Raw genomic sequence first — 26,311 nt, 5'->3', positions numbered from 1 at the left:
TTCAAGGAGAGAATGACATGGCTAAAGTAATCGGTATCGACCTCGGAACGACCAATTCCTGCGTCTCCGTCATGGATGGCAAGGACGCGAAAGTCATCGAAAATGCCGAAGGCGCGCGCACGACGCCTTCCATGGTCGCCTTCACCGAAGACGGTGAGCGGCTGACCGGCCAGCCGGCCAAGCGCCAGGCGGTCACCAACCCGGAAAACACCCTCTTCGCCGTCAAGCGCCTCATCGGCCGCCGCTACGACGACAAGCTCGTCGAGAAGGACAAGGCGCTCGTTCCCTACAAGATCGTCAAGGGCGACAACGGCGACGCCTGGGTCGACGCCCGCGGCAAGGGCTATTCCCCCTCGCAGATCTCCGCGATGATCCTTCAGAAGATGAAGGAAACCGCTGAATCCTACCTCGGCGAGACCATCACGCAGGCCGTCATCACGGTTCCGGCCTACTTCAACGACGCGCAGCGCCAGGCGACCAAGGACGCCGGCAAGATCGCGGGTCTTGAAGTGCTCCGCATCATCAACGAGCCGACGGCTGCCGCGCTCGCCTACGGCCTCGACAAGAAGGACGGCAAGACCATCGCCGTCTACGACCTTGGCGGCGGCACGTTCGACATCTCGGTCCTGGAAATCGGCGACGGCGTCTTCGAAGTGAAGTCGACGAACGGCGACACCTTCCTCGGCGGTGAAGACTTCGACATGCGTCTGGTCAACTACCTCGCCGATGAGTTTAAGAAGGACCAGGGCATCGACCTGAAGAACGACAAGCTCGCCCTGCAGCGCCTCAAGGAAGCTGCCGAAAAGGCCAAGATCGAGCTGTCGTCCTCGCAGCAGACCGAAATCAACCTGCCGTTCATCACGGCGGACGCTTCCGGCCCGAAGCACCTGACGATGAAGCTGACCCGCGCCAAGTTCGAAGCGCTCGTCGACGACCTCGTCCAGCGCACCGTCGCTCCGTGCAAGGCAGCCCTCAAGGATGCCGGCGTCACGGCGGCCGAGATCGACGAAGTCGTTCTCGTCGGCGGCATGAGCCGCATGCCGAAGGTGCAGGAAACCGTCAAGCAGCTGTTCGGCAAGGAGCCGCACAAGGGCGTGAACCCGGATGAAGTGGTCGCCATGGGCGCCGCCATCCAGGCCGGCGTTCTGCAGGGCGACGTCAAGGACGTTCTGCTCCTCGACGTGACCCCGCTGTCTCTCGGCATCGAAACGCTGGGCGGCGTCTTCACCCGTCTGATCGAGCGCAACACGACGATCCCGACGAAGAAGAGCCAGACTTTCTCGACCGCCGAGGACAACCAGTCGGCCGTGACCATCCGCGTCAGCCAGGGTGAGCGTGAAATGGCCGCCGACAACAAGCTGCTCGGCCAGTTCGACCTCGTCGGCATTCCGCCGGCACCGCGCGGCATGCCGCAGATCGAAGTCACCTTCGACATCGACGCCAACGGCATCGTGCAGGTCTCGGCCAAGGACAAGGGCACCGGCAAGGAGCACCAGATCCGCATCCAGGCTTCCGGCGGCCTTTCCGACGCCGACATCGAGAAGATGGTCAAGGATGCCGAAGCCAATGCCGAGGCCGACAAGAAGCGCCGCGAGGGCGTCGAGGCGAAGAACCAGGCCGAAAGCCTGATCCATTCGTCGGAGAAGTCCCTCAAGGAATACGGCGACAAGGTCACGGAAGACGACCGCAAGGCCATCGAGGAGGCGATCGCCGCCCTCAAGACCTCGGTCGAAGCCTCCGAGCCCGACGCCGAGGACATCAAGGCCAAGACCAACACGCTCATGGAAGTCTCCATGAAGCTCGGTCAGGCGATCTACGAGGCCCAGCAGGCCGAAGAGACCGCCTCCTCCTCGGGTGAGGCCGGCGACAATGTCGTCGATGCCGACTACGAGGAAGTCAAGGACGACAAGAAGTCGGCCTGAGCCTCCTGACATGCCGGCCGCGTCCGACGCGGCCGGTGCAACGGATAGTGAAAAGGCGGAAGTCAGCACGAAGGGAAACAAGGCAGCATGATCACTCCCGTTTATCGCGGCGATGACGTCATGGCCTTCCCTTCGCCCGGCTTCCGCCTTTCGCATGCGTGAGGCCAAGGCAAGCTTCCCCATCCATAATAACAAGACCGTTCCCGCGAAACGGACGTGAACCCGAATGGCAAAAGCTGATTTTTACGAGACGCTGGGTGTCTCCAGGACCGCCGACGAGAAGGAGCTGAAGAGCGCCTTCCGCAAGATGGCGATGAAGTACCACCCCGACAAGAATCCGGGCGATGCCTCCGCAGAACAGAAGTTCAAGGACGTCAACGAAGCCTATGAAATGCTCAAGGACCCGCAGAAGCGGGCGGCCTACGACCGCTATGGCCATGCGGCCTTCGAACACGGCGGCATGGGTGGCGGCGGCTTCGGCGGTGGCGGTTTCGGCGGCGGCGGCGGTTTCTCCGACATCTTCGAGGACATCTTCGGCGAGATGATGGGCGGTGGGCGCCAGCGGCGTTCCTCCGGTGGACGCGAGCGCGGCGGCGACCTTCGCTACAACATGGAAATCTCTCTCGAAGAGGCCTATGCCGGCAAGACCGCGCAGATCCGCGTGCCGACGTCGATCACCTGCGACGTCTGTACCGGCTCCGGCGCCAAGCCGGGCACCAGCCCCAAGACCTGCGCCACCTGCCAGGGCTCCGGACGCGTGCGCGCCGCACAGGGCTTCTTCTCCATCGAGCGCACATGCCCGACCTGCCACGGCCGCGGCCAGACGATCAGCGACCCCTGCACCAAGTGCCACGGCAACGGCCGCATCACGGAAGAGCGCTCGCTGTCGGTCAACATTCCGGCCGGCATCGAGGACGGCACGCGCATCCGCCTTTCCGGCGAGGGCGAGGCGGGCGTTCGCGGCGGCCCGGCGGGCGACCTCTATATCTTCCTGTCGGTGAAACCGCACGAATTCTTCCAGCGCGACGGGGCGGACCTCTACTGCGCCGTGCCGATCTCGATGACGACGGCGGCGCTGGGCGGCACCTTCGACGTGGCGACGCTCGACGGCACCAAGTCGCGCGTCTCGGTGCCCGAGGGCACCCAGGCCGGCAAGCAGTTCCGCCTGAAGGGCAAGGGCATGCCGGTGCTGCGCTCCAGCCAGGTCGGCGATCTCTACATCCAGATCCAGATCGAGACGCCGCAGAAGCTCACCAAGCGCCAGCGCGAGCTGCTCAAGGAATTCGAGGAAATTTCCTCGAAGGAGAACAATCCGGAATCGGCGGGCTTCTTCGCCCGGATGAAGGAATTCTTCGAGGGTTGAGACCTTGGGAGACAAACGAAAAGCCCCGGCAGTACCGGGGCTTTTTTGCATGTTCAATAGAACCGCAAGCCTCTCCTCCGTCATGCTCGGGCCTGTCCCGAGCATCGCAACGTCTCGATATTTCAATGCGTTGGCAGAGCCTCGGCACAGGGGCCGAGGATGACGACAGTGGGCGGAGCGAGGTTAAAGGCTCCGGCGTGCCGGAGCTTTCCCGCTTGGACTACTGAATCAGGATCGCCCGGAAATCGTTGACGTTGGTGCCGGTCGGGCCGGGGACGAAGAGATCGCCGAGGGCGTCGAAGGCGGTCCAGCTGTCGTTGCGCGACAGGAACTCGGCGGCGTCCTTGCCCTTGTCGGCGAGGCGCGAGACCGTGGTGCCGTCGGCGAAAGCGCCCGCATTGTCCTCCGAGCCGTCGATGCCATCCGTATCGGCGGCGAGCGCATGGAGGCCTTCGAGGCCATCCGTGGCGCAGGCGAAGGAGAGCAGGAACTCGCCGTTGCGGCCGCCCTTGCCCTTGCCCCTGATCGTCACGGTGGTTTCGCCTCCCGAGAGGATGACGACGGGTTTGTGGAACGGCCGGTCGCGGCGCACGACTTCCGCGGCGATGGCGGCATGCACGCGGCCGACTTCGCAGGCTTCGCCTTCGATGGCATCCGACAGGATGACGGCCTCGATGCCGGCTTCCTTCGCGGCGGCGGCGGCGGCTTCCAGCGAGACGGCGGCGGAGGCGACGAGCCTCACCTCGTTGCGGGCGTAGCGCGGATCGGAGGGCAATGGCGGCTCGTCCGTGCCGCCCTCGATATGGCGCATGACGGCCTCCGGCAGGTCGAGGCGGTAGCGCTCGATGAGGCGGAGCGCATCGGCGCGGGTCGTCTCGTCGGCGATGGTCGGGCCGGAGGCGACGAGGGCGGGATTGTCGCCCGGAATGTCGGAGACGACCAGCGAGACGACGCGGGCGGGATGGGCGAGCGCGGCCAGCCGGCCGCCCTTGATGCGCGAGACCTGCTTGCGCACGGCGTTCATGGCGCTGATCGGCGCGCCGGAGGCGAGCAGCGCCTTGTTGACGGCGATCTCGTCGGCGAGCGTCAGGTCGCCGGCGGGCGCGGGCAGCAGCGCCGAGCCGCCGCCGCAGACGAGGGCGACGACGAGGTCGTCCTCGGTGAGGCCCCGCACGGCGGCCATCAGCCGGCCGGAGGCGAGAAGGCCGCTATCGTCCGGCACCGGATGGGCCGCTTCCAGCACCTCGATGCGCTCGCAGGGCACCGCGTAGCCGTAGCGCGTGACGACGACGCCCGTCAGCGGCGCGTCCCACAGGCGCTCGAAGGCGCGGGCCATCTGCGCGGCGCCCTTGCCGGCGCCGATCACCACCGTGCGGCCCTTTGGCTTTTCCGGCAGGTTGGCGGCCAGCACCTTTTCCGGATCTGCCGCATCGACCGCGACGGAAAAGAGATGTTTGAGAAAGGCGCGCGGGTCGGCGATGATGGGCATGGGGTTCCTCCGGGTCATGCGGGTAGCTCATATAAACACAGCCCCTCATCCGCAAGCCAGCGCCCTCTCCTCCAAGACGGCGCGGCGGGACGAGGGGCTGTCTCTCCTCCTCAGGATGGGGTGACCGGGCGGGGCTCCCCTCCCCGCCCGGTCAGGCCGTCATGCGACGGCGTGGTTCGCCATGCGCTCCAGCGCGGTGACGAGACCGGAGTGATCGAGGCCCGCATCGCCGTGGGCCGCGCACTGATTGAAAAGCTCCTGCGTGGATGCCGTGTTGGGCAGAGCGACGCCGAGCGTCTTGGCGCCCTGAAGGGCAAGGTTGAGGTCCTTCTGGTGCAGCGAGATACGGAAGCCCGGATCGAAGGTGCGCTTGACCATGCGCTCGCCATGCACTTCGAGGATGCGCGAGGAGGCGAAGCCGCCCATCAGCGCGGCGCGCACGCGCGCCGGATCGGCGCCGGCCTTGGAGGCGAAGACGAGGGCTTCGGCGACGGCCTCGATGGTGAGCGCCACGATGATCTGGTTGGCGACCTTGGTCACCTGGCCGTCGCCGCAATCGCCGACGAGCGTGATGTTCTTGCCCATGAGCTGGAAGAGCGGCAGCGCCCTGTCGAAGCTTTCCTGCGAGCCGCCGGCCATGATGGAGAGCGAGGCGTTCTTCGCGCCGACCTCGCCGCCCGAAACCGGGCCGTCGACATATTCGGCGCCGGTCGCGCGGATCTTCTTAGCGAATTCCTTGGTCGCGATCGGCGAGATCGAGCTCATGTCGATGACGAGCTTGCCGGCCGAAAGGCCGTAGGAGACGCCGTTCTCGCCGAAGAGCACGTCCTCGACTTCCGGCGTATCCGGCAGCATGAGGATGATCGTATCGACGGTCTCGGCGAGCGCCTTCGGGCTGTCGACGATCTTCAGGCCGTTGTCGACAAGCTCCTGCCGCGGCGCGATCGAGAACTTCGAGGTGATGACGGTGTGGCCGGCATCCTGAAGGTGACGCGCCATGGGCGTGCCCATGATGCCGAGGCCGATGAAACCGATATTTGCCATGATCTAACTCCCAGTCTTGAAATGGTTTGAGGCTCAGCGGCCGACTTCGGCCAGCCAGCCGAGGCCTTCCCCGGTGGTGGTGCGCGGCTTGTATTCGCAGCCGATCCAGCCGTCGTAACCGAGCGCATCGAGCGTCCTGAACACGAAGGGCCAGGCGATCTCGCCGGTGCCCGGTTCGTTGCGGCCCGGATTGTCGGCAAGCTGCACGTGGGGGATCTGCGCCTGGTGCTTCTTGAACGTGCCGATCAGCTCGCCCTCGGTGCGCTGCTGGTGGTAGAGGTCGTACTGGATATAGAGGTTGTCGGAGCCGACCTCGGCGATGATCGAGGCCGCCTGATCCGGCGTGTTGAGATAGAAGCCGGGAATGTCGAAATGGTTGATCGGCTCGATCAGCAGCTTGATACCGTGCTTGCCGAGCTCGCTCGCCGCCAGTTTCAGATTGGACACGAAGGTGGTGCGCAGCACGCTGTCCGGCACACCGGCCGGCGCGATGCCCGACAGGCAGTTGACCTGCTTGCAGCCGAGCGCCGTCGCATAGTCGATGGCCGAGGCGACGCCCCGGCGGAACTCGTCGACGCGATCCGGCAGCACCGCGATGCCGCGCTCGCCGCCGGCCCAGTTGCCGGCCGGCAGGTTGTGCAGGACCTGGGTGAGACCGTGCTTCTTCAATTCGGCGCGCAGGGCTTCCTTGTCGAAATCGTAGGGGAAGAGATACTCGACCCCCTCGAAGCCGGCCTTGGCGGCCAGGGCGAAGCGCTCCATGAAGGGCACTTCATTGAAGAGCATGGTCAGGTTGGCCGCAAATTTCGGCATTGTATTCTCCCTCTAACTCAATCCAGCAGGGCGGCCAGCGTTGCCGTCGGCGCATCCTCGCCGCGTTCTGCCAGTTCCTCGAACTCGACGACAGCGTTGATGTCGGCGCCCATGGCGATGTTCGTGACGCGCTCGAGGATGAACTCGATGACGACGGGAACCTGGTGCGCCTTCATCAGCTTCTGCGCCGTGTTGAAGGCTTCCTGGAACTCGTTGGCGCTGCGGACACGGATGGCCTTGCAGCCGAGGCCTTCGGCGACCGCGACGTGATCGACGCCGTAGCCCGCTTCCGAGTCGGCATTCGCGTTGATGTTGTCGAAGGCGAGCGAGACTTCGAAGTCCATGTTGAAGCCGCGTTGGGCCTGGCGGATGAGGCCGAGATACGAGTTGTTCACGACCACATGCAGGTAGGGCAGCTTGTGCTGGGCGCCGACCGCAAGCTCCTCGATGAGGAACTGGAAGTCGTAGTCGCCCGACAGCGCGACGATCGGACGGTCCGGATCGGCGGCACGCACGCCGAGCGCTGCCGGCAGCGTCCAGCCGAGCGGGCCGGCCTGGCCGCAATTGATCCAGTTGCGCGGCTTGTAGACATGCAGGAACTGCGCGCCGGCGATCTGGCTGAGGCCGATGGTCGAGACGTAGCAGGTGTCGCGGTCGAAGGCCTTGTTCATCTCCTCGTAGACGCGCTGGGGCTTCAGCGGCATCTGGTCGAAATGGGTCTTGCGCAGCATGGTGCGCTTGCGCTCGCGGCATTCGCCGGCCCAGCCGGACCAGTCGCGCAGCTTGCCCGCCGCCTTCCATTCCGTGGCGACCTCGACGAAGACCTGAAGGGCCGCGCCGGCATCGGAGACGATGCCGAAATCCGGCGTGAAGACGCGGCCGATCTGCGTCGGCTCGATGTCGACGTGGATGAACTTGCGGCCTTCCGTATAGGTCGGGATATTGCCGGTGTGACGGTTTGCCCAGCGGTTGCCGATGCCGAAGACGAAGTCCGAGGCGAGCAGCGTGGCATTGCCATAGCGGTGCGAGGTCTGGAGCCCGCACATGCCGGCCATCAGCGGGTGATCGTCCGGGATGACGCCCCAGCCCATCAGGGTCGGGATGACGGGAACGCCGGTGATTTCCGCAAGCTCGACCAGAAGGTCCGAGGCATCCGCATTGATGATGCCGCCGCCGGCGACGAGCAGCGGGCGCTCGGATTCATTGAGCATGGCGAGCGCCTTCTCGGCCTGGGCGCGGGTCGCGGTCGGCTTGTAGGGCGTCAGAGGCTCGTATGCGTCGATGTCGAACTCGATCTCGGCAAGCTGGACGTCGATCGGCAGGTCGATGAGGACCGGGCCGGGGCGGCCGGAGCGCATCGTGTGGAACGCCTTCTGGAAGACATAAGGCACGAGGCCCGGCTCCATGACCGTGACGGCCCATTTGGTGACGGGCGCAGCGATCTTGGCGATGTCGACCGCCTGGAAGTCTTCCTTGTCGAGGCGGGCGCGCGGCGCCTGGCCGGTGATGCAGAGGATCGGGATCGAATCGGCGGAAGCCGAATAGAGGCCGGTGATCATGTCGGTGCCGGCAGGGCCGGACGTGCCGATGCAAAGGCCGATATTGCCGGCGCGGGCACGGGTATAGCCCTCCGCCATGTGGCTTGCGCCCTCGACATGACGGGCCAGGATATGGCGGACCGAGCCGCGCGCCTTCAGCGCCGAATAGAAGGGATTGATCGCAGCGCCCGGAACGCCGAAGGCACAATCGATGCCTTCCTTCTCCAGAACCAGCACCGCCGCATCGACAGCACGCATTTTAGCCATGGGTTTTCCTCCGTCTCTCGAGAAGGAAGGTAGCGCATCCGCGTTTCGACGCAATCGTAAAATGGAAATCAATCCCATTATATGGAAATAAACATTTTCAACGAAACTGGAACAATCGCTCCGGGCCGGCTATGGGAATGACGAGGCAGGCAGGAGAAAACGATCATGGCGGAGCATCAGGAAAAGACGCGCGGGCGGCCCGGCCGGAAGCCGGCGGAAAATGCGGCGCCGTCCTCGGTGCAGGTGCTCGACCGGAGCCTGAAGCTGCTCGATCTGGTGGCCGCGGCCGACGGCGCGGCGCTGACGGACCTTGCGGACGCTTCCGGCATGGCGCCCTCCACCGTGCACCGGCTGCTCACCTCGCTCGCCCAGCACGGCATGGTGACGCATGACGGGGAGACCGGCGCCTGGACGATCGGCGTCAAGGCCTTCGAGATCGGCACCGCCTATCTGCGCTTCCGCAAGCTCGGCACGATCAGCCGGCCGTTCCTCAAGCAATTGATGGAGGGATGCGGCGAGACCGCCAATATCGCCATCGAGGACGACGGCGACGTCGTCTTCATCTCGCAGGTCGAAAGCCATGCGCCGATGCGCGCCTTCTTCCGCCCCGGCCGGCGCGGGCCGATCCATGCTTCCGGCATCGGCAAGGCGATCCTCTCGACCTGGCCCGACGCCCGGATCGAGGCGCTGCTTACCGGCCGCACGCTGCAGCATTTCACCGACAAGACCCGCGATACGATCCCGACGCTGCTGGAGGATATCGGCAGGATCCGCGCCCGCGGCTGGTCGATCGACGACGAGGAGCACACGCTTGGCATGCGCTGCGTGGCGGCGCCGATCTTCGACGAATATGGCGAGGCGGTTGCCGGCATCTCGGTGTCCGGCCCGGCGGTGCGGCTTCCCGACAGCAAGGTGGACGCCTTCGGCCCCGTGGTTCGCGCGGCGGCGGAGGGCGTGACGCGGGCGATGGGCGGACGGCTCGGGACCAAATAAAACGCCGCCGCATCCTCTCGAATGCGGCGGCGTGGATATGCTCGGCGATGACCTGCGGTCAGGCGGTTTCGAGCAGGCGGCTTGCGGCCGCCGCGCGCTTTGTACCCTTGCCCTTCATCGCCTTGCCGGCGACATAGACTTCGGCAACGCAGCGGTCGTCGCCCATGGTCTGGAGGATGAAGAACTCCTCCAGCAGCGATTTCGCCGTGCGCATGCGGTATTCCATCGCCGTCTTGGCGCTCGAATCGAGCACGACGATATCCGCATCCGCCCCGGCATGGAGCGAGCCGATATGCTTCTCCAGCCCGAGCGCGCGGGCATTGCCGAGCGTCATGCGGTAGAAGGAATTGAACGGCGTCAGCTTCTGGCCGCGAAGGTGCAGCACCTTGTAGGCCTCGTCCATGGTTTCCAGCATGGAGAAGCTGGTGCCAGCGCCGACATCCGTCGCCACCGACCAGCGCGCGCCGGCCTTGTCGAAACGGTCACGGTCGAAGAGGCCGGACCCCAGGAAGAGGTTCGACGTCGGGCAGAAGACGCCGACGCTGCCGGTCTCGGCGAGCACGCCGATTTCCCGGTCGCTGAGATGGATGCAATGGCCGAGCAGCATGCGCTCGTTCAGGAGGCCATAGCGGGCGTAGATGTCCGTATAGTCCTTGGCGTCCGGATAGAGCGAGGTCGCGAAGGCGATCTCGTCGTGGTTTTCCGAAAGGTGGGTCTGGACGTAGCAGGTCGGATTTTCGGCGACGAGCGCCTGGCTCATCTCCATCTGCTCCGGCGTCGAGGTGATGGCGAAGCGCGGGCTGATCGCATAATGCGCGCGGCCGCGGCCGTGCCATTTCCCGATCAGCGCCTTCGTCTCGTCATAGCCCTTCTGCGGCGTGTCTCGCAGCGCGTCGGGCGCGTTGCGGTCCATCATCACCTTGCCGCCGACCATGCGCATGCCCCGCGCCTCGGCCGCCGAGAAATAGGCGTCGACACTCTCGGGATGCACCGAGCAATAGGCCACGGCAGTGGTGGTGCCGTTCGACAGAAGCTCGTCGAAGAAGCGGTCCGCCACGGCGCCCGCATGGGCGGCGTCGGCGAATTTCTGCTCCTCGACGAAGATGTAGGTGTTCAGCCATTCGAGAAGCTGCGCACCGTAGGAAGCGATGGCCTGGGTCTGCGGGAAGTGCAGATGCGTATCGATAAGGCCCGGCAGAACGAGGTTCGGCCGGTGATCGGCCACCTCGACATCCGCGCCGGCGAGTTTGCTGATGACAGCATGATCGCCCGTGTCCACCACCTTGCCGCCACGCACGAGGACGGCACCGTCCTCGAAATAGCGGTAGGCAGCCGTGTCGTCGATGCCCTGCGGCTCGGCGACGAAGGTCAGCACCCGTCCGCGGATCAGGAGATCGCTCATTGCGTCTTCTCCCCGCTGACAGCGCTTTCGTACCAGGCGACGAAGAGCTTGCGCTCCTCGTCGGAAACCTGCGTGACGTTTGCCGGCGGCATGGCATGCGAGCGGCCGGCCTGCAGGTAGATTTCACGCGCGTGGTTGGCGATGTCGTGGTCCGTTTCGAGGACCACGCCCTTCGGCGGTGCGATCAGGCCTTCCCAGCCGGGCTCCTTGGCATGGCACATGGAGCAGCGGCCGAGCACCGTGTCGCGCACCTTCGGGAAGGCTTCCGCCGTCATGAAGGGCTGCGCGGTCGCGGAAACCTTCGCGTCGGCCGTCTCGCCCGTCAGAATCTTCGGCACCGTGGAGAGCCACATGATGGCGACGAAGAGCAGGGCCGTGGCGAGCCAGGTCCAGGTCGGGTTGCCGGCATTGGCGTGGCGGGTGTTGAAGTAATGGCGGATGGTGACGCCCATCAGGAAGACGAGCGAGGCGATGATCCAGTTGAACTGCGTACCGAAAGCCAGCGGATAGTGGTTCGACAGCATGAGGAACAGCACCGGCAGCGTCAGGTAGTTGTTGTGCGTGGAGCGCTGCTTGGCGATCTTGCCGTATTTCGGATCGGGCGTGCGGCCGGCGATGAGGTCGGCGACGACGATGCGCTGGTTCGGCATGATGATGAAGAAGACGTTCGCCGACATGATCGTCGCCGTGAAGGCGCCGAGATGCAGGAACGCGGCTCTACCCGTGAAGAGCTGCGTGTAACCCCAGGCGACGACGACCAGGATGAAATAGAGCGCCACCATCAGCCGCGTGTTGTCGTTGCCGAAGGGCGACTTGCAGATCAGGTCGTACATGATCCAGCCGAAGCCGAGCGAGCCGAGCGAGATGGCGATCGCCACCGGCTTGGAGACGTTCAGCACGTTCGGATCGATGAGGTAGAGGTCGGCGCCCGCGTAATAGACGAGACAGAGCATGCCGAAGCCGGAGAGCCAGGTGGCGTAGCTTTCCCATTTGAACCAGACGAGGTGCTCGGGCATCTTGGCCGGCGCGACGAGATACTTCTGGATATGGTAGAAGCCGCCGCCATGGACCTGCCATTCCTCGCCATGGGCGCCCGGCGGCAGATCGGGATGCTTCTTCAGGCCCAGGTCGAGGGCGACGAAATAGAATGACGAGCCGATCCAGGCGATCGCCGTGATGACGTGCAGCCAGCGGACGGCGAACATGACCCAGTCCCAGGCAATGGCGTATTCGTACATAGGGACCTCCTCCCATTTTCCATGGGCTTGTTTGCCATCAAGTGATTTTCCCGGAAATCCCGGTGAATCACCAACACTTTCAAAAAAAACTAAAAGATGAAGCCCACTTTGCTCCATACGCCGATGTGGTAGAAAGGGCCATGTCCTATCTCGATAATGTACGCGTCTTCGTTCGCGTGGTCGAACTCGGTACGCTTTCCGCGGCAGGGCGCGACCAGCGCGTCACCCCTGCGGTCGCCAGCAATCGCATCAAGGAGCTGGAGCGCCATCTCGGCGTGCGCCTCTTCAACCGCACCACGCGCAAGCTCTCGCCGACCGAGCACGGCCGCGTCTTCTACGAGGGCGCGGTGAAGATCATCGAGGCGGTGAACGAGGCGGAAGCGGCCATCGCGGATCTTTCGCGCAACCCCAAGGGGTCGTTGCGCATCACCGCTCCGCTCGGCATCGGCCGCCGGCTCATCGCCTCGGGCATTCCCGAGTTCCACGACAAGTATCCCGATATCGAGGTGCGCGTGCGCCTGTCGGACCACAATGTCGACATCCTCGCCGAGGGCGTGGACGTCGCCTTCAAGCTCGGCGTGCTGGAGGATTCGAACCTGCGCATGCGCGGCATCCTCAAATGCGAGCGCGTGCTCTGCGCCTCGCCCGCCTATCTGGCGCGCCGCGGCATGCCCGCCAGTGCGGACGCGCTGATCGCCGACAAGCACGACTGTCTCCTGCTGCGCTATCCCGGCTCGAAGGAATATTTCTGGACGCTGGTGACGCCCGAAGGCCCGCGCAAGTTCGAGGTCGCCGGCCCCTATGACAGCGACGACGGCGACGTGCTCACCCAATGGGCGCTGGAGGACCGCGGCATCATCAACAAGCCGCGCTTCGAGGTGAACAGCCACCTGAAGGACGGAAGGCTCATCGAAATCCTGAAGGACAGTCCGCCCGCCTCCGTGCAGCTCGCCGCGATCTACCCGCACAAGCGCTTCCAGGACCCGAAGGTCCGCCTGATGATCGACTTCATGGCCGAGCGCTGTCAGCGGCTGATCGGCAGGCTGCTAGACGAGGAGCAGGCGGTGCTCGAGGAAACTATCGACTGAACGTTTCGGCAGCCTTCACCTGCTCCGCCGTCCATGACAGCGCCGCCGTCATGATCTCGGCGGCAGCAAGCGTGGCGATGACGGCGGGGCGCTTGTCCTTGAGGGCGGTGCCGCCGATGGGGCAGACGAGCTTTTCGAAGAGGCCGGGCGAGCCGCTTTCGCGCGACAGCCAGTTGCGGAAGGTGGCACGCTTCGTCTTCGAGCCGATCATGCCGACATAGGCGGCATCCGTGCGCCTCAGCGCCTCGGCGGCGATGAGGAAATCGAGCGCGTGGTCGTGGGTGAGGATCACGAAGCTGCTGCCGGCGGGCGCATCGCGCACCACGGCCTCGGGCATGGGGGTGAGGCACGTCTCGATGCGCGGCACCGTGGAAGCCATCAGCTCGTCCTCACGCGTATCCACCAGGATGACGCGCAGCGGCGCGAGCGAAAGCGCCATGGCGAGCGCATCGCCGACATGGCCCGCGCCGAAGACATAGACATGCGGGCGCGCCGCCATTTCCCGCTCGCTGCGGGCGACGAGGTCGCTTGCCAGCGAAGGCCCGACCGCGGTGAAGGCAAGGCCGACCCGGCCGCCGCAGCACTGGCCGATCTCCGGGCCGAGCGGCACGTTCATCGGCTCGGCGGCAAGGCCGGAGCGCAGCGCCCGCCTTGCCTGGTCGATGGCCATGTATTCAAGCTGCCCGCCGCCGATCGTCGCGAAGATCGCCCGCTCGGAGACGAGCATCCAGGCATCGGTGTCGCGCGGCGTGGAGCCCGCGGCTCCCGTCACCTCGACAAGGATGACCGCTCGCTCGCGGCGAAGGAAATCCCTGATATCTTCGCGCGCGACAGGCATCGTTTCACCCCTTTTTACCGGCCTTCAGCCGCTCGATGGCCATCAGCACGCGCTCGGGCGTCGCGGGAGCATCGAGCTTCGGGCAGACCTTGTGATCCGCCACGCTCGCTACAGCATCCGACAGTGCGTGCAGCACGGAAAGACCCAGCGGCAGCGGCGGTTCGCCGACCGCCTTGGAGCGGTGGATCGTCGGCTCGTAGGCTTCCGACCAGTCGGTAAGCGCCACGTTGAAGATCTTCGGGCGGTCCGAGGCGAGCGGGATCTTGTAGGTGGAGGGCGCGTGGGTGCGCAGCCGCCCCTTGCCGTCCCACCACAATTCCTCCGTCGTCAGCCAGCCCATGCCCTGGATGAAGCCGCCCTCGACCTGGCCGATATCGATGATCCGGTTCAGCGAGCGGCCGGTATCGTGCAGGATATCGGTGCGCTCGACGACATATTCGCCGGTCAGCGTATCGACGGAGACTTCCGAGCAGGCCGCGCCGTAGGCGTAGTAATAGAAGGCGTGGCCGCGGCCCTTGGAGCGGTCCCAGTGGATCTTCGGCGTCTTGTAGAAGCCGGCCGCCGAGAGCTGGACGCGCGCCATATAGGCCTGCTTGACGAGATCGTTGAAGGCGATCTCGGCATTGCCGATGCGCACCCGGTTGGGCAGGAAGACGACCTGGTCGCGCGGTACCTGATGGCTTTCCGCGGCAAAATCGATCAGCCGGTCCTTGATCTGGCGGGCGGCATTCTGCGCCGCCATGCCGTTGAGGTCGGCGCCCGAGGAGGCGGCGGTCGGCGAGGTGTTGGGCACCTTGGCGGTGGTCGTCGCGGTGATCTTCACCCGGTCGAGATCGATCTGGAACTCTTCCGCCACGACCTGCGCCACCTTCAGATGCAGGCCCTGGCCCATTTCCGTGCCGCCATGGTTCATGTGCACGGAGCCGTCGGTATAGACATGCACCAGCGCGCCGGCCTGGTTGGATTCGGTCTTGGTGAAGGAGATGCCGAACTTGACCGGCGTCAGCGCGATGCCGCGCTTGACGATGCGGCTCCCGGCGTTGAATTCGGCGATCGCCTTGCGGCGGCCGGCATAGTCAGCGCTCTGCTCCAGCTCGGCAACGATACGCTGGATGATGCAGTCCTCGACCTTCTGGTGATAGGGCGTGAGGTTGCGGGTGCCCTCGACGCCGATCTCGTCGTAGAAGTTCAGCTTGCGGATTTCGAGCGGGTCCTTGCCGACGGCGAAGGCCACCTCGTCGATGACGCGCTCGGCGCCCACCATGCCCTGCGGGCCGCCGAAGCCGCGGAAGGCGGTGTTCGACACCGTGTTGGTATGCAGCAGCGCCGTCTTGGCATGGACATGCGGGAAGAAATAGGCGTTGTCGCAGTGGAACAGCGCCCGGTCGCCCACCGGGCCGGACAGGTCGGCCGAAAAGCCGGCACGAAGCGCGAAGGTATAGTCCACGGCGAGGATGCGGCCCTCCTCGTCGAAGCCGACATCGTAGTCGATGGCGAAGTCGTGCCGCTTGCCGGTGGCGACCATGTCCTCGTCGCGATCGAGCCGCACCTTCACGGCGCGGTTCAGCTTCTTGGCGGCGATGGCGGCGAGCACCGCGCACTGGTTCGCCTGCGTTTCCTTGCCGCCGAAGCCGCCGCCCATGCGGCGCACTTCCACCGCCACGGCATGGCTCGGCACGCCGAGCGCATGGGCGATCATGTGCTGCGTCTCGCTCGGCCCCTGGGTCGAGCAATGGACCGTGACCTCGTCGTCCTCGCCCGGTACGGCGAGCGAGACCTGGCCTTCGAGATAGAAATGGTCCTGCCCGCCGAGCCGCATGCGGCCCTTCACGCGGCGCGGGGCGCCGTCGAGCGCGGTGGCCGCATCGCCACGCTTCAGCGTCAGCGGCGGAAAGACCTGGCGGTGGGTGGACTGGTCGAGATCCCAGATGTCGATATCGGCCGGCAGTTCCTCGTATTCGATCTTCGCGAGCCGGGCGGCGCGGCGGGCTTCCTCGCGCGTCTCAGCGATCACGCAGAAGATCGGCTGGCCGTGGAACTCCACCTTGCCGGCGGCGAGCACGGGATCGTCATGCATGCCCGAGGGCGAGATGTCGTTGACGCCGGGAATGTCCTCGTGCGTCAGCACCGCGACGACGCCGGGGGCGGCGCGCACCGCCGAGAGGTCGACGGATTTCAGGACGCCATGGGCGACGGTGGAAAGGCCGAGGCCGCCATGCAGCGTGCCGGCGGGCTCCGTGATGTCGTCGATATAGACGGCGGTGCCGGCGACATGCTTGTGGGCGGAGTCATGGCGGGGGCTGGAATGCACGCCGCCGGTGATCTTCTCGGCCTTGAGATCGGTCGTATGCTTGTTCATGGCTCACGCTGCCTCGTATCGTTGCACCTGCGCGCTCGCCGCGCCGGATGTGGTTTCCACGAAGAACCGCAGAAGCAGGTTTCTCGCCGCCAGCGCACGATATTCGGCGGTCGCACGCATGTCGGTCAGCGGCGCATAGTCTTCCGCGTATTTTTCCATGGCCGCTTCCACGGTCGCCTCGGTCCAGGGCTTCCCAAGGAGCGCGGCCTCGACGGCGAAGGCGCGCTTCGGCGTCGCCGCCATGCCGCCATAGGCGATCGTGATCGCCGCCACCGTGCCGTCGTCGGCAAGCGCCAGACGGAAGGCGCCGAGCGTCGCGGTGATGTCCTCGTCGCGGCGCTTGGTCACCTTGTAGATGGCGACCTTTTCCGACGCCGCCGGCACCGGCACATGCACGGCCTCGACGAATTCGCCCGGCTGGCGATCCTGCTTGCCATAGGCGATAAAGAAGTCCTGCAGGGAGATGGTGCGCCGTTCGGCGCCCTTGCGCAAGGTCAGCGTGCTGCCGAGCGCGATGAGCGCGGGGGGCGTATCGCCGATGGGCGAGCCGTTGGCGATGTTGCCGCCGATCGTACCCATGTTGCGCACCTGCTGGCCGCCGATGCGGTGGATCAGGGGCGCGAGGACAGGAATATGCTGCGCGAGGACCGAAACGGCCTCGCTATAGGTGACGCCGGCGCCGATGGAGACCGTGCCGTCCTTCACCGTGATGGATTTCAGCTCGTCAAGGCCGGCGATGAAGACCGCTGGCGCGATGTCGCGCATGTGCTTCGTCACCCAGAGGCCGACATCGGTGGAGCCGGCGACGACCGTCGCGGTCGGCGAGGCTTCCAGCACGGCGGCGAAGTCGTCGAGGCCGGCGGGAACGACGAAGCGGTGCTTGCCCTCGCCGATCTCGACGCGGGCGCCGTCGCGCAGGTCCTTGAGGCGGGCGATCATGGTCTCGCGCTCGGCCAGCAGCGGATCCTTGTCCGTGCCGCCATAGGTCGAGATAGCGCGGGCGGCGCGCAGGATCGGCTCGTAGCCGGTGCAGCGACAGAGATTACCCTGCAGGGCCGTCTCGATCTCGCGGTCGCTCGGGTTCGGCGTCGTCATCCAGAGCGCATAGAGCGACATGACGAAGCCCGGCGTGCAGAAGCCGCATTGCGAGCCGTGATAGTCCACCATGGCCTGCTGCACGGGATGGAGGCGCCCGTCGGCGGCGGCCAGATGCTCGACCGTCACGACATGACAGCCGTCCAGCGAGCCGAGGAAGCGGATGCAGGCATTGACGCCCTCGTAAACGAGCCCGCCTTCCGGCGTCAGGCGTCCCACCAGCACGGTGCAGGCGCCGCAGTCGCCTTCGGCGCAGCCTTCCTTCGTGCCTTTCAGCAGGCGGGAGAGGCGCAGCCAGTCGAGCAGGGTCTGGTCCGGCGCGACGTCGCGCAGGGACACGTCCTTGCCATTGAGGATGAAACGCAGTTCCGAGCGGATCGTCACGGCCGCCATGGTTTAGCTCCCGCGGTAGGTGGAATAGCTGAAGGGCGAGACGAGAAGCGGCACATGGTAATGCACACCCTCGTCGGCAAGGCCGAAGCGGATCGGGATGATGTCGAGGAAGAGCGGGCCGTCGCCCGTGCGGCCGAGATAGTCGCCGGCATGGAAGCGCAGCTCGTAGGTGCCGGCCTTCATCGTCTCGCCCGACAGCAGCGGCGCGTCGCAGCGGCCGTCATCGTTCGTCTCGGTGGTCTTGAGGTGGTGGAACACATCGCCTTCGACCCGGTAGAGATCGATGCGCAGACCCTCCGCCGGCTTGCCGCGGGCGGTATCCAGAACGTGGGTCGTGAGCCGGCCGGCTCCGTGCGAATGAGACTGCATGTTTTCCTCCCGAGCACAATGCGCCTGCAATCACTATCCGCCAGCCCGTTTCCACTGAAAAGCAGAAAGATCGTTCGAGACTTTCAAATTTTCCGGGGGAATGGCACGCGCGATTTTCGGGTTAGACATGCGCCATCGAAAACGTTTGGAGGAGCGTTCCATGCGATATTGCCGTGACATGCACGGATACGGAGAGATCCCGCCCAATGCCGCATGGCCGGGCGAAGCGCGCGTCGCCGTTCAGTTCGTGCTGAATTACGAAGAGGGTGGGGAGAACTGCGTGCTGCATGGCGATGCAGCATCCGAAGCGTTCCTCTCCGAGATCGTCGGGGCCGCGCAATGGCCCGGCCAGCGCCACTGGAACATGGAATCGATCTACGAATACGGCGCCCGCGCCGGCTTCTGGCGCCTGCACCGGCTGCTGACGGAAAAGAGCGTGCCAGTGACGGTCTATGGCGTCGCGACCGCGCTCCGGCGCTCGCCCGCCCAGGTCGCCGCGATGCTCGAGGCCGGCTGGGAAATCGCCTCGCATGGCCTGAAATGGGTCGAGCACAAGGACATGAAGCCGGAGGAGGAACGCGAGGCCATCGCCGAGGCGATCCGCCTGCATACGCTCGTCACCGGCGAGCGGCCGCGCGGCTGGTATACGGGCCGCTGTTCGGTCAACACGGTCGATCTCGTCACCGAGGCCGGCGGCTTCGACTACATCTCCGACACCTATTCGGACGACCTGCCCTACTGGTACGAGCATGACAGCCGGCAGCAGCTGATCATTCCCTATACGCTCGATGCCAACGACATGCGCTTCGCCACGCCGCAGGGCTTCAATTCCGGCGACCAGTTCTTCAGCTACCTGAAGGATTCGTTCGACGCGCTCTATGCCGAAGGCACGTCGGGCAGCCCGAAGATGATGAGCATCGGCCTGCATTGCCGCCTGATCGGCCGGCCCGGCCGCGTCATGGCGCTCGCCCGCTTCATCGACTACGTCAAGAGCCACGAGAAGGTCTGGATCGCCCGGCGCGTCGACATCGCCGAGCACTGGGCGAAGACCCATCCGCCGCGCCTGCCCGCCGAGCGGCCGTCGCAGATGAGCGAGGAGGCCTTCGTCGAGCGCTTCGGCGGCATCTTCGAGCATTCCGACTGGGTGGCCCGCCGGGCGTGGGCGGACGAGCTCTCGCCGGCGAACGACACGGCCGTCGGCCTTGCCGCCGCGCTCACCTTCCAGTTCCGCGCGGCGAGCGACGAGCAGCGGCTCGGCGTCCTCGTCGCCCACCCGGACCTTGCCGGCAAGCTGGCGCAGGCCAGACGCCTGACGGCAAGCTCGACGGAGGAGCAGGCCTCCGCCGGCCTCGATGCGCTGACGGACGAGGAGCGGACACGCTTCACCGAACTCAACGAGCGCTATGTCATGAAATTCGGTTTCCCGTTCATCATCGCCGTGCGCGACAACACGAAGGCGAGCATCCTTGCGGCCTTCGAAACGCGCATCGCGAACGACCGCGACACCGAATTCGCCACCGCCTGCCGCCAGGTGGAGCGGATCGCCCTGCTCCGGCTGAAGGCGCTGCTTCCCGCCTGAGCGGAATATGATAAACCTTGGCGAGACGGGGAGCCTCCCCACCCTGTCCCGCCGCAACGTTCACCAGCACGGCCTGTCGCCGGCAAGCGTATCCGGCCATTCCGGCCGAGGGAGGAAATCCATGAAGACCATCGAGATCAAACCGTTGACCCGCGAGGCTTTCGCGCCTTTCGGCCAGGTCATCGAACAGGACGGCGCGCACAATTTCCCGATCAATGCGGGCAAGTGCGTGCGCTACCACGACCTTGCGCATATCGAGACGACCGGCGAGAAGGCGCGGCCGATGATCAGCCTCCTGCGCGGCGAGCCCTATCCGCTGCCGCTGGAACTCAACATGGTCGAGCGGCATCCGCTTGGCAGCCAGGCCTTCATTCCGCTTAGCGACAGCACCTTCCTGGTGGTCGTCGCCGAGGAGACGGAAAACGGCCCGGCCGAGCCGATCGCCTTCCGCACCGCGCCGGGCCAGGGCGTCAATATCGGCCGGAACATCTGGCACGGCATCCTGACCCCGCTCGACAAACCCTCCGACTTCGCCGTGGTCGACCGCGGCGGCGAAGGCGTCAACCTCGAGGAGCATTTCTACGAGGAAGCGTTTCTGATCCGCTGAGACTTCCACCGGCCTCACGGATCTGCCGGCCCGCCTCCACGGGCCGGCTTTTTCGTATCCGGATTTTGTGAACCATGAAGGAACGGGCTGCGCGACGAGCGTGGCCCTTTCGTGTTCGGGGACCTTTACCCATCGACGCCATGCTCGGCCTTGGGCCGAGAACCCACCCGCGAGCGGGGTGTAGGTGGTCGGGTTAAACCCGACCACGACGGAGGGGAAGTGGGCGGGCAGGTGCAGAGCGCGGACGAGATCGCCACTCCTGGCGATCTTTCTATCCTCACGTCCCAAACGAAAAGGGCCGCGCTCGTCGCGCGGCCCTTTCCCGTCTTATGCGTCCCTTCCTATTCCGCGAAGAAGGCGAAGCGGATGACGAAGAGGATGGCGACGATGGCGGTTGCCGGGTGAATCTGGCGCCACTGACCGGTGAAGAGCTTCAGCACGACATAGCTGACGAAGCCGAAGGCAAGGCCGTTGGCGATGGAATAGGTGAAGGGCATGGCGAGCGCGGTGAGCGCGGCCGGAACCGCTTCCGTCAGTTCTTCCCAGTCGACTTCCGTCAGTTCGCGGATCATCAGGCCGGCAACGTAGAGCAGCGCCGGAGCCGTCGCGTAGCTCGGCACGGAGGCAGCGAGCGGCGAGATGAAGAGAGCGGCGAGGAACAGGATGGCGACGACGAAGGCGGTGAGGCCCGTGCGGCCGCCGGCCTGGACGCCCGAGGCGCTCTCGACATAGGCGGTGGTGCTGCTCGTGCCCATCAGCGAGCCGGCGACGATGGCCGTGCTGTCGGCGAGAAGCGCGCGGCCGAGGCGGCTCTTCTGGCCTTCCTGGATGAGGCCGGCGCGCTTGGCGACGCCGATCAGCGTGCCCGTGGCGTCGAAGACCTCGACCAGCACGAAGACGAGGATGACATGCAGCAGGCCGCCATGCAGCGCGCCGACGATGTCGAGCTGCAGGAAGGTCGGCAGGATCGACGGCGGGGCCGAGACGATGCCGCGGAACTCGCTGACGCCGAAAATCCAGGAGAGGACCGTCACGACGAGGATGCCGATGAGGATGGCGCCGCGAACGCGCAGCGCATCGAGCACGGCAATGACGAAGAAGCCGAGGATCGCCAGAAGCGGGCCGGTCTGCTTGAGGTCGCCGAGGCCGACGAGGGTCGCCGGGTTGTCGACGACGATGCCGGAGCTCTTCAGGGCAATGATGCCGAGGAAGAGGCCGATACCGGCGGCAATCGCGCTTCTCAGCGAATGCGGGATGCCCTCGATCAGCCAGCTTCGCACGCCCGTCACCGTGAGGATGACGAAGATGGTGCCGGAGATGAAGACCGCGCCGAGCGCCTGCTGCCAGGTGAAGCCGAGCGCCGCCACGACGGTGAAGGCGAAGAAGGCGTTGAGGCCCATGCCGGGCGCCATGCCGATCGGCCAGTTGGCGACGAGCGCCATGACCATGGAGCCGAGCGCCGCGGCAAGACAGGTCGCGACAAAGACGGCGTCCCGGTCCATGCCCGTCGTCGACAGGATGTCCGGGTTGACGAAGATGATATAGGACATGGTGAGGAAGGTCGTCAGACCCGCGATCACTTCGGTGCGAACCGACGTGCCGTGCTCACTCAGCTTGAAAAGCTTTTCAAACATATTTTCTCCCCCTGGCGGACGCAGGTCGCGTCGCCGTGCGATAGATCCGGGCCAGATGCTCCTCCAGCAGCCCGTTCGCGGCTCCTTCCGCGCCTGTGCACGGCGGTCCGCAAGAGACGGGCCACCGGTGATCACAGCTTCGTTATATTGCGATTTCCCGTGCAACCGCGCCAGCCGGGGATTTCCCCGGATTTTAGCGAAACTCTTTCACGGCGGGCGGCGCCCGCCACCGCCTCAATCGCAGACATCGACCCATTGCCCGCCGACGAGACCCGCCATGCGGTCCGGCGCGATGCGCACCGCCGCATTGGTCGCGCCGGCTGCCGGCACCACCTCGTCGAAGGCGCGCAACGACACGTCACAATAGACCGGAAGCGCCGAGGGAAGGCCGAAGGGGCAGACGCCGCCGACCGGGTGGGAGGTCGCCGACACCACCTCTTCCGCGCCGAGCATGCGGGGCTTCGCGGAAAAACGGTCCTTGAACTTGCGGTTGCTCAGCCGCGCTGTGCCGGCCGCGACGATGAGCACGATCTCCTCGCCGACACGCAGGCAGATCGTCTTGGCGATCTGCGCGGGTTCGACGCCATGCGCCTCGGCGGCGAGCGGCACGGTCGCCGAGCTCTGCTCGGTGACGAGCACGTCGATATCGGGAGCATTCCGGGCGAAGAAGGTGCGGACGGATTCGAGCGACATGGCCTGTCATAACCAGACCGGCGGCCCCGATGCAAGAGCCGCCGCGTCGGTCCCGTCAGGCATAGATGCCGCCGGAGGGGGTGGTGCCGGCCGCCGAGCCGGGCAGGAAGGTCGCCGCCTTGCCGAAGGTGTTGACGACGCCGTTGGTCTCGGCAAGGTAGCGGCTGCCGGTGGCGCTGCCGACGATCACCGGGCTCGACAGCGATACGGTGCCGGCATTGCGGACCGCGACGAACTGGGTGAAGGCGGGGGTGCCGGTCAGCGTGAAGGTGCGCCCCTCGCCGGTGAGGAGGCCGGCGCCGATGTTCATGTGCCGGCGCGCGCCGCCGTTGATGGTGTAGTTTTCCTCCAGCACGATCCTGCACGGATTGTCGGAGAAGATGTGATCGGCATTCGCGCCGACGGCGCCGAATTCCATCTTGCCGAGCCGGAGGGTCACGCCGTTGCCGACGGAAAGCCCATGCACGAGGTCCGTCGCGATGGCGATGCGGATGCCGGAGACGCGGACCTGCGCGCCGTTGGAAAAGACGAGGCCGCCCGTGAGGACCACGGAGGCCGGCGTCGTCTCGTTGCCCTTGATGAAGAGCGTGCCGCCGCCGAGAAGCGGCCGGGCGACCGTCGCCCCGGCATGGCTGCCGTCGGCAAGCTGGATCGTGACGTCATGGCTGGCGCAATCGAGCCCATGCGCGGCGTCCACCGCCTTCTGCAGGGTCGCGAAGGGCGTGCCCGGCGTCAGGCCGTCATTGCCGTCGCTGCCGCCGGCCGCGACGTAATAGGTGCGGCTTGCGGAAAGCTGCGGGCGAAGCCCCTCCACGCCGGCGGGAAAGCGGACGCGCCCGGTCGCCGGGTCCGCCACCATGGCATCCACGAAGGACGCGCCGTCCGCGCTCACCTTGACGCGGAAGGCATCGCTACCGGCAAGCCCTATCTCGGCGCGGCCGGACCAGCCCGTCTGGAAGAGCAGCGAAGCCGTATCGCCGGCACTGGCCTTGTTGACCTTGATCTGGTGCCCCGCGCCCTCGTTGGTGAAGAGGGAGGCCGGCGAGGCGACAGCCAGCCGGTTCGTCGCATCCGCCGTCGCGTTGATGCCGATCCGGTCGGGCAGCACGATATCGAAGCCAGCAGGCGCCCAGTCGCCGCCCTTGAAGGCCAGCATGACATTCTCGTCGAGGACATAGGCAAGCCAGCCGGCGCGCGGCGGATAGAAGGCCCAGGCATCGTCCTGCCAGGCGGCGACCGCCTTCGCCTGGCCGGTCCAGGCGCCCGTCGCACCCGCCGGCACGAGATAGCGCTCGCCGCCCGCCGGGCTTGCCGGCGGGCTCGAAAGCGCGCGGCTCAGGACAGCGAGATGCAGGATCGCATCCAGCGCCTTGATCGCCTCGTTATGGGTGACGTGCTTCTGCGCCTGCGCGGGCAGGATATAGGGAAGGTTGAGGTTTTCGGTCGCGTCCATTTCGTCCGGCTCCAGTCCTGTCGGTTCGGGACGAGTATAGGAGGGCGGCGGAAGGCGGGGAAAACGCGGCTTCGAAAAGCTTGCAACGGGGCGGCGGCCGGTGGAGGTGGCCGCCGCATTGGCAAAGGGCGATCCTACAGGATCGCCCGGCCGGTCAGTGCGAATCCTTCGGCACGGCATTGCCGCGGGCGCCGCGCAGGAAGTCGAAGTCGGCGCCGGTATCGGCCCCGGTGACATGGTCGTGGTAGAGCATGCCGTAGCCGCTCGCGGGGCGCTCGACCGGGCTCTTCCATTCGGCAAGGCGGCGCTCGATCTCACCCTCCGGCACATCGAGATGCAGGCGCCGATTCGGCACGTCGAGCTCGATGAAATCCCCATCGCGCACGATAGCGAGCGGCCCGCCGGCGGCCGCTTCCGGGCTGGTGTGCAGGACGACGGTGCCATAGGCCGTGCCCGACATGCGGGCGTCCGAAATGCGCACCATGTCGGTGATGCCCTTCTTCAGCACCTTGGGCGGCAGGCCCATATTGCCGACCTCGGCCATGCCCGGATAACCGCGCGGACCACAGTTCTTCAGTACCATCACGCAGGTCTCGTCGATGTCGAGATCGGGATCGTTGATCTTGCGCTTGTAGTCGTCGATATCCTCGAAGACCACCGCGCGGCCGCGATGCACCATCAGCGAGGGAGTGGCGGCAGAAGGCTTCAGCACCGCGCCCTTCGGAGCGAGGTTGCCCTTGAGAACGGCGATGCCGCCGGCTTGCGCCAGCGCCTTCTCCGTCGGCAGGATGACGTCCTCGTTCCAGTTGGTGACGTCCTTGACCTCGTCCCAGATCTTCTCGCCGGAAACGGTGAGCGCCTCCTTATGGAGGAGACCCGCCTCACCGAGGCGCTTCAGCACCACCGGCAGGCCGCCCGCATAGAAGAACTCCTCCATGAGGTACTTGCCCGACGGCATCAGGTTGACGATGGTCGGCACGTCGCGGCCGAGACGGTCCCAGTCGTCGAGCGTGAGATCGATACCGACACGGCCGGCGAGCGCCAGGAGGTGCACGACGGCATTGGTCGAGCCGCCGATGGCGCCGTTGGTTCGGATGGCGTTCTCGAAGGCTTCGCGGGTGAGGATGTCGGAGGGCTTCAGGTCGTCCTTGACCATCTGCACGATCCTGCGGCCGGTGAGCTGCGCCATCACGCGGCGGCGGCTGTCGACGGCGGGGATGGCGGCATTGCCGGACAGCGCCATGCCGAGGACTTCCGCCATGGAGGCCATGGTGGAGGCCGTGCCCATCGTGTTGCAGGTGCCCGACGAGCGGCTCATCGCCTGTTCGGCCTCGAGAAAGTCCTCCTTGCTCATCGTGCCAGCCTTGATCGCCTCCGACATCTGCCAGAGCGCCGTGCCCGAACCGACGCGCTCACCGCGGAACCAGCCGTTCAGCATCGGCCCGCCGGTGACGACGATGGAAGGGATGTCGGTGGAGGCCGCACCCATCAGAAGCGAGGGCGTGGTCTTGTCACAGCCGACGAGCAGCACCGCCCCGTCGATCGGCTGGGCACGCATCGTCTCCTCCACCGCGAGCGCGGCGAGGTTGCGGTACATCATGGCCGTCGGCCGGTAGGTGTTTTCCGAGGCCGAGAAGACCGGAACCTCCAGAGGGAAGCCGCCCGCCTCCCAGACGCCCGCCTTGACCTTCTCGGCAAGCTCGCGAAGGTGGCCGTTACAGGGAGTGAGGTCCGACCAGGTGTTGAGGATGCCGATCACCGGGCGCCCGTCGAACAGGTCGTGCGGGTAACCCTGGTTCTTCAGCCAGCCGCGGTGATAGATGTTGTCGCGCGAGGTGCCGCCGTACCACTCCTGCGAACGCAGCTTGCGCGGCCAGGGGGAGGGTTTGAATGTCATTGTCGTGCCTTGCTTTCTGTTCTGCGGGCGATGCGGAACGCGCAGCCACGCGCAAATCGCCATCCTCCCTGTGATCCACAGGGAAGCGCGGAACTCACATAACAGTCAAATCATCAATCCGGATCGCTTCATATCAATAGCGTCATAATGACGTCGCCAACATCATGGCGTCGATGGATGTGATCGACATCATGCAACAGCAGTTTGTCGCTTCCGCCCAGAACGATATGATGGCCC

The 26,311-nt window shown here is 65.8% G+C and carries 20 protein-coding genes; 6 read left to right on the top strand and 14 right to left on the bottom strand.

Annotated features, from left to right (window positions below; genetic code table 11):
* The first annotated feature begins 17 nt into the window (after nt 1-17).
* Together dnaK and dnaJ are read left to right on the top strand one after the other, a co-directional pair.
* The gene (dnaK, locus tag DSD28_RS14890; RefSeq protein WP_119257211.1) at nt 18-1,922 is read left to right on the top strand and encodes a molecular chaperone DnaK; all 1,905 of its coding nucleotides are present in this window, start codon (nt 18-20) and stop codon (nt 1,920-1,922) included.
* A 226-nt stretch (nt 1,923-2,148) separates the two neighbouring features.
* Nucleotides 2,149-3,285, top strand: coding sequence for a molecular chaperone DnaJ (dnaJ, locus tag DSD28_RS14885; protein ID WP_119257210.1), 1,137 nt, complete (start codon nt 2,149-2,151; stop codon nt 3,283-3,285).
* 220 nt (nt 3,286-3,505) lie between these two features.
* Here dnaJ and DSD28_RS14880 read toward each other — a convergent pair whose 3' ends face one another.
* The 4 genes from DSD28_RS14880 to gcl all read right to left on the bottom strand — a co-directional run bounded on the left by DSD28_RS14880 (nt 3,506) and on the right by gcl (nt 8,436).
* Entirely contained in the window at nt 3,506-4,774 is a 1,269-nt protein-coding gene (locus DSD28_RS14880) for a glycerate kinase type-2 family protein (RefSeq protein ID WP_119257209.1), read from the bottom strand.
* Between the two features lie 159 nt (nt 4,775-4,933).
* Nucleotides 4,934-5,818, bottom strand: a complete 885-nt coding sequence (locus tag DSD28_RS14875; protein WP_119257208.1) for a 2-hydroxy-3-oxopropionate reductase — start codon at nt 5,816-5,818, stop codon at nt 4,934-4,936.
* A 33-nt stretch (nt 5,819-5,851) separates the two neighbouring features.
* Nucleotides 5,852-6,631, bottom strand: a complete 780-nt coding sequence (gene hyi / locus DSD28_RS14870; protein WP_119257207.1) for a hydroxypyruvate isomerase — start codon at nt 6,629-6,631, stop codon at nt 5,852-5,854.
* Between the two features lie 17 nt (nt 6,632-6,648).
* Nucleotides 6,649-8,436: a glyoxylate carboligase gene (gene gcl, locus DSD28_RS14865; protein WP_119257206.1), complete on the bottom strand. Its 1,788-nt coding sequence runs from the start codon at nt 8,434-8,436 to the stop codon at nt 6,649-6,651.
* Nucleotides 8,437-8,601: 165 nt separating this feature from the next.
* Between gcl and bhcR the strand changes: the two genes are divergently transcribed.
* Nucleotides 8,602-9,429, top strand: a complete 828-nt coding sequence (gene bhcR / locus DSD28_RS14860; RefSeq protein WP_119257205.1) for an HTH-type transcriptional regulator BhcR — start codon at nt 8,602-8,604, stop codon at nt 9,427-9,429.
* 58 nt (nt 9,430-9,487) lie between these two features.
* Here the strand turns inward: bhcR and guaD are convergent, their stop codons facing one another.
* Entirely contained in the window at nt 9,488-10,831 is a 1,344-nt protein-coding gene (guaD, locus tag DSD28_RS14855) for a guanine deaminase (protein WP_119257204.1), read from the bottom strand.
* Nucleotides 10,828-12,069: a urate hydroxylase PuuD gene (locus DSD28_RS14850; RefSeq protein ID WP_119257203.1), complete on the bottom strand. Its 1,242-nt coding sequence runs from the start codon at nt 12,067-12,069 to the stop codon at nt 10,828-10,830. Before DSD28_RS14850 ends, guaD begins: the two co-directional genes overlap by 4 nt.
* A gap of 140 nt (nt 12,070-12,209) precedes the next feature.
* Between DSD28_RS14850 and DSD28_RS14845 the strand changes: the two genes are divergently transcribed.
* The gene (locus DSD28_RS14845) at nt 12,210-13,157 is read left to right on the top strand and encodes a LysR family transcriptional regulator (RefSeq protein WP_119257202.1); all 948 of its coding nucleotides are present in this window, start codon (nt 12,210-12,212) and stop codon (nt 13,155-13,157) included.
* On the opposite strand, the gene xdhC is transcribed toward DSD28_RS14845, so the two are convergent.
* Genes xdhC through uraH form a run of 4 tightly spaced genes read right to left on the bottom strand, consistent with a single transcriptional unit; the run spans nt 13,147 to nt 18,211 of the window.
* The gene (gene xdhC, locus DSD28_RS14840) at nt 13,147-13,995 is read right to left on the bottom strand and encodes a xanthine dehydrogenase accessory protein XdhC (protein WP_119257201.1); all 849 of its coding nucleotides are present in this window, start codon (nt 13,993-13,995) and stop codon (nt 13,147-13,149) included. The two genes, DSD28_RS14845 and xdhC, sit on opposite strands and share 11 nt — an antisense overlap.
* 4 nt (nt 13,996-13,999) lie before the next feature.
* On the bottom strand, nt 14,000-16,354 hold the full coding sequence (gene xdhB, locus DSD28_RS14835; protein WP_119257200.1) for a xanthine dehydrogenase molybdopterin binding subunit: 2,355 nt from the start codon (nt 16,352-16,354) through the stop codon (nt 14,000-14,002).
* Nucleotides 16,355-16,357: 3 nt separating this feature from the next.
* Nucleotides 16,358-17,842 carry a xanthine dehydrogenase small subunit gene (gene xdhA / locus DSD28_RS14830; protein ID WP_119257199.1) on the bottom strand — a complete coding sequence of 495 codons (1,485 nt, stop codon included), beginning with the start codon at nt 17,840-17,842 and terminating at the stop codon, nt 16,358-16,360.
* Nucleotides 17,843-17,845: 3 nt separating this feature from the next.
* Nucleotides 17,846-18,211, bottom strand: a complete 366-nt coding sequence (gene uraH / locus DSD28_RS14825) for a hydroxyisourate hydrolase (RefSeq protein WP_119257198.1) — start codon at nt 18,209-18,211, stop codon at nt 17,846-17,848.
* 160 nt (nt 18,212-18,371) lie between these two features.
* On the opposite strand from uraH, the gene puuE reads away from it, so the two are divergent.
* A complete protein-coding gene (gene puuE / locus DSD28_RS14820) occupies nt 18,372-19,790 on the top strand; it encodes an allantoinase PuuE (RefSeq protein WP_119257197.1) in 1,419 nt (472 codons plus the stop codon).
* Between the two features lie 121 nt (nt 19,791-19,911).
* Nucleotides 19,912-20,397 carry an ureidoglycolate lyase gene (locus DSD28_RS14815; protein WP_119257196.1) on the top strand — a complete coding sequence of 162 codons (486 nt, stop codon included), beginning with the start codon at nt 19,912-19,914 and terminating at the stop codon, nt 20,395-20,397.
* Between the two features lie 341 nt (nt 20,398-20,738).
* Here DSD28_RS14815 and DSD28_RS14810 read toward each other — a convergent pair whose 3' ends face one another.
* The 4 genes from DSD28_RS14810 to araD form a co-directional block, all read right to left on the bottom strand.
* Nucleotides 20,739-22,031: an NCS2 family permease gene (locus DSD28_RS14810; RefSeq protein ID WP_119257195.1), complete on the bottom strand. Its 1,293-nt coding sequence runs from the start codon at nt 22,029-22,031 to the stop codon at nt 20,739-20,741.
* A gap of 234 nt (nt 22,032-22,265) precedes the next feature.
* Entirely contained in the window at nt 22,266-22,724 is a 459-nt protein-coding gene (locus DSD28_RS14805) for a YbaK/EbsC family protein (RefSeq protein WP_119257194.1), read from the bottom strand.
* 55 nt (nt 22,725-22,779) lie between these two features.
* Nucleotides 22,780-24,177, bottom strand: coding sequence for a DUF2793 domain-containing protein (locus tag DSD28_RS14800; RefSeq protein WP_162911413.1), 1,398 nt, complete (start codon nt 24,175-24,177; stop codon nt 22,780-22,782).
* A gap of 154 nt (nt 24,178-24,331) precedes the next feature.
* Nucleotides 24,332-26,074 carry an L-arabinonate dehydratase gene (gene araD / locus DSD28_RS14795; protein WP_119257192.1) on the bottom strand — a complete coding sequence of 581 codons (1,743 nt, stop codon included), beginning with the start codon at nt 26,072-26,074 and terminating at the stop codon, nt 24,332-24,334.
* Between the last annotated feature and the right edge of the window lie 237 nt (nt 26,075-26,311).

The organism is Shinella zoogloeoides (genome assembly GCF_003574625.1).
Lineage (GTDB): Bacteria > Pseudomonadota > Alphaproteobacteria > Rhizobiales > Rhizobiaceae > Shinella > Shinella zoogloeoides_A.
This window is presented reverse-complemented; position numbering and strand designations above follow the sequence as displayed.

Bases quoted from the DNA above. Each gene is read 5' to 3' on its own strand.
- dnaK (WP_119257211.1), top strand. From the start codon at position 18: ATGGCTAAAGTAATCGGTATCGACCTCGGAACGACCAATTCCTGCGTC.
- dnaJ (WP_119257210.1), top strand. From the start codon at position 2,149: ATGGCAAAAGCTGATTTTTACGAGACGCTGGGTGTCTCCAGGACCGCC.
- DSD28_RS14880 (WP_119257209.1), bottom strand. From the start codon at position 4,774: ATGCCCATCATCGCCGACCCGCGCGCCTTTCTCAAACATCTCTTTTCC.
- DSD28_RS14875 (WP_119257208.1), bottom strand. From the start codon at position 5,818: ATGGCAAATATCGGTTTCATCGGCCTCGGCATCATGGGCACGCCCATG.
- hyi (WP_119257207.1), bottom strand. From the start codon at position 6,631: ATGCCGAAATTTGCGGCCAACCTGACCATGCTCTTCAATGAAGTGCCC.
- gcl (WP_119257206.1), bottom strand. From the start codon at position 8,436: ATGGCTAAAATGCGTGCTGTCGATGCGGCGGTGCTGGTTCTGGAGAAG.
- bhcR (WP_119257205.1), top strand. From the start codon at position 8,602: ATGGCGGAGCATCAGGAAAAGACGCGCGGGCGGCCCGGCCGGAAGCCG.
- guaD (WP_119257204.1), bottom strand. From the start codon at position 10,831: ATGAGCGATCTCCTGATCCGCGGACGGGTGCTGACCTTCGTCGCCGAG.
- DSD28_RS14850 (WP_119257203.1), bottom strand. From the start codon at position 12,069: ATGTACGAATACGCCATTGCCTGGGACTGGGTCATGTTCGCCGTCCGC.
- DSD28_RS14845 (WP_119257202.1), top strand. From the start codon at position 12,210: ATGTCCTATCTCGATAATGTACGCGTCTTCGTTCGCGTGGTCGAACTC.
- xdhC (WP_119257201.1), bottom strand. From the start codon at position 13,995: ATGCCTGTCGCGCGCGAAGATATCAGGGATTTCCTTCGCCGCGAGCGA.
- xdhB (WP_119257200.1), bottom strand. From the start codon at position 16,354: ATGAACAAGCATACGACCGATCTCAAGGCCGAGAAGATCACCGGCGGC.
- xdhA (WP_119257199.1), bottom strand. From the start codon at position 17,842: ATGGCGGCCGTGACGATCCGCTCGGAACTGCGTTTCATCCTCAATGGC.
- uraH (WP_119257198.1), bottom strand. From the start codon at position 18,211: ATGCAGTCTCATTCGCACGGAGCCGGCCGGCTCACGACCCACGTTCTG.
- puuE (WP_119257197.1), top strand. From the start codon at position 18,372: ATGCGATATTGCCGTGACATGCACGGATACGGAGAGATCCCGCCCAAT.
- DSD28_RS14815 (WP_119257196.1), top strand. From the start codon at position 19,912: ATGAAGACCATCGAGATCAAACCGTTGACCCGCGAGGCTTTCGCGCCT.
- DSD28_RS14810 (WP_119257195.1), bottom strand. From the start codon at position 22,031: ATGTTTGAAAAGCTTTTCAAGCTGAGTGAGCACGGCACGTCGGTTCGC.
- DSD28_RS14805 (WP_119257194.1), bottom strand. From the start codon at position 22,724: ATGTCGCTCGAATCCGTCCGCACCTTCTTCGCCCGGAATGCTCCCGAT.
- DSD28_RS14800 (WP_162911413.1), bottom strand. From the start codon at position 24,177: ATGGACGCGACCGAAAACCTCAACCTTCCCTATATCCTGCCCGCGCAG.
- araD (WP_119257192.1), bottom strand. From the start codon at position 26,074: ATGACATTCAAACCCTCCCCCTGGCCGCGCAAGCTGCGTTCGCAGGAG.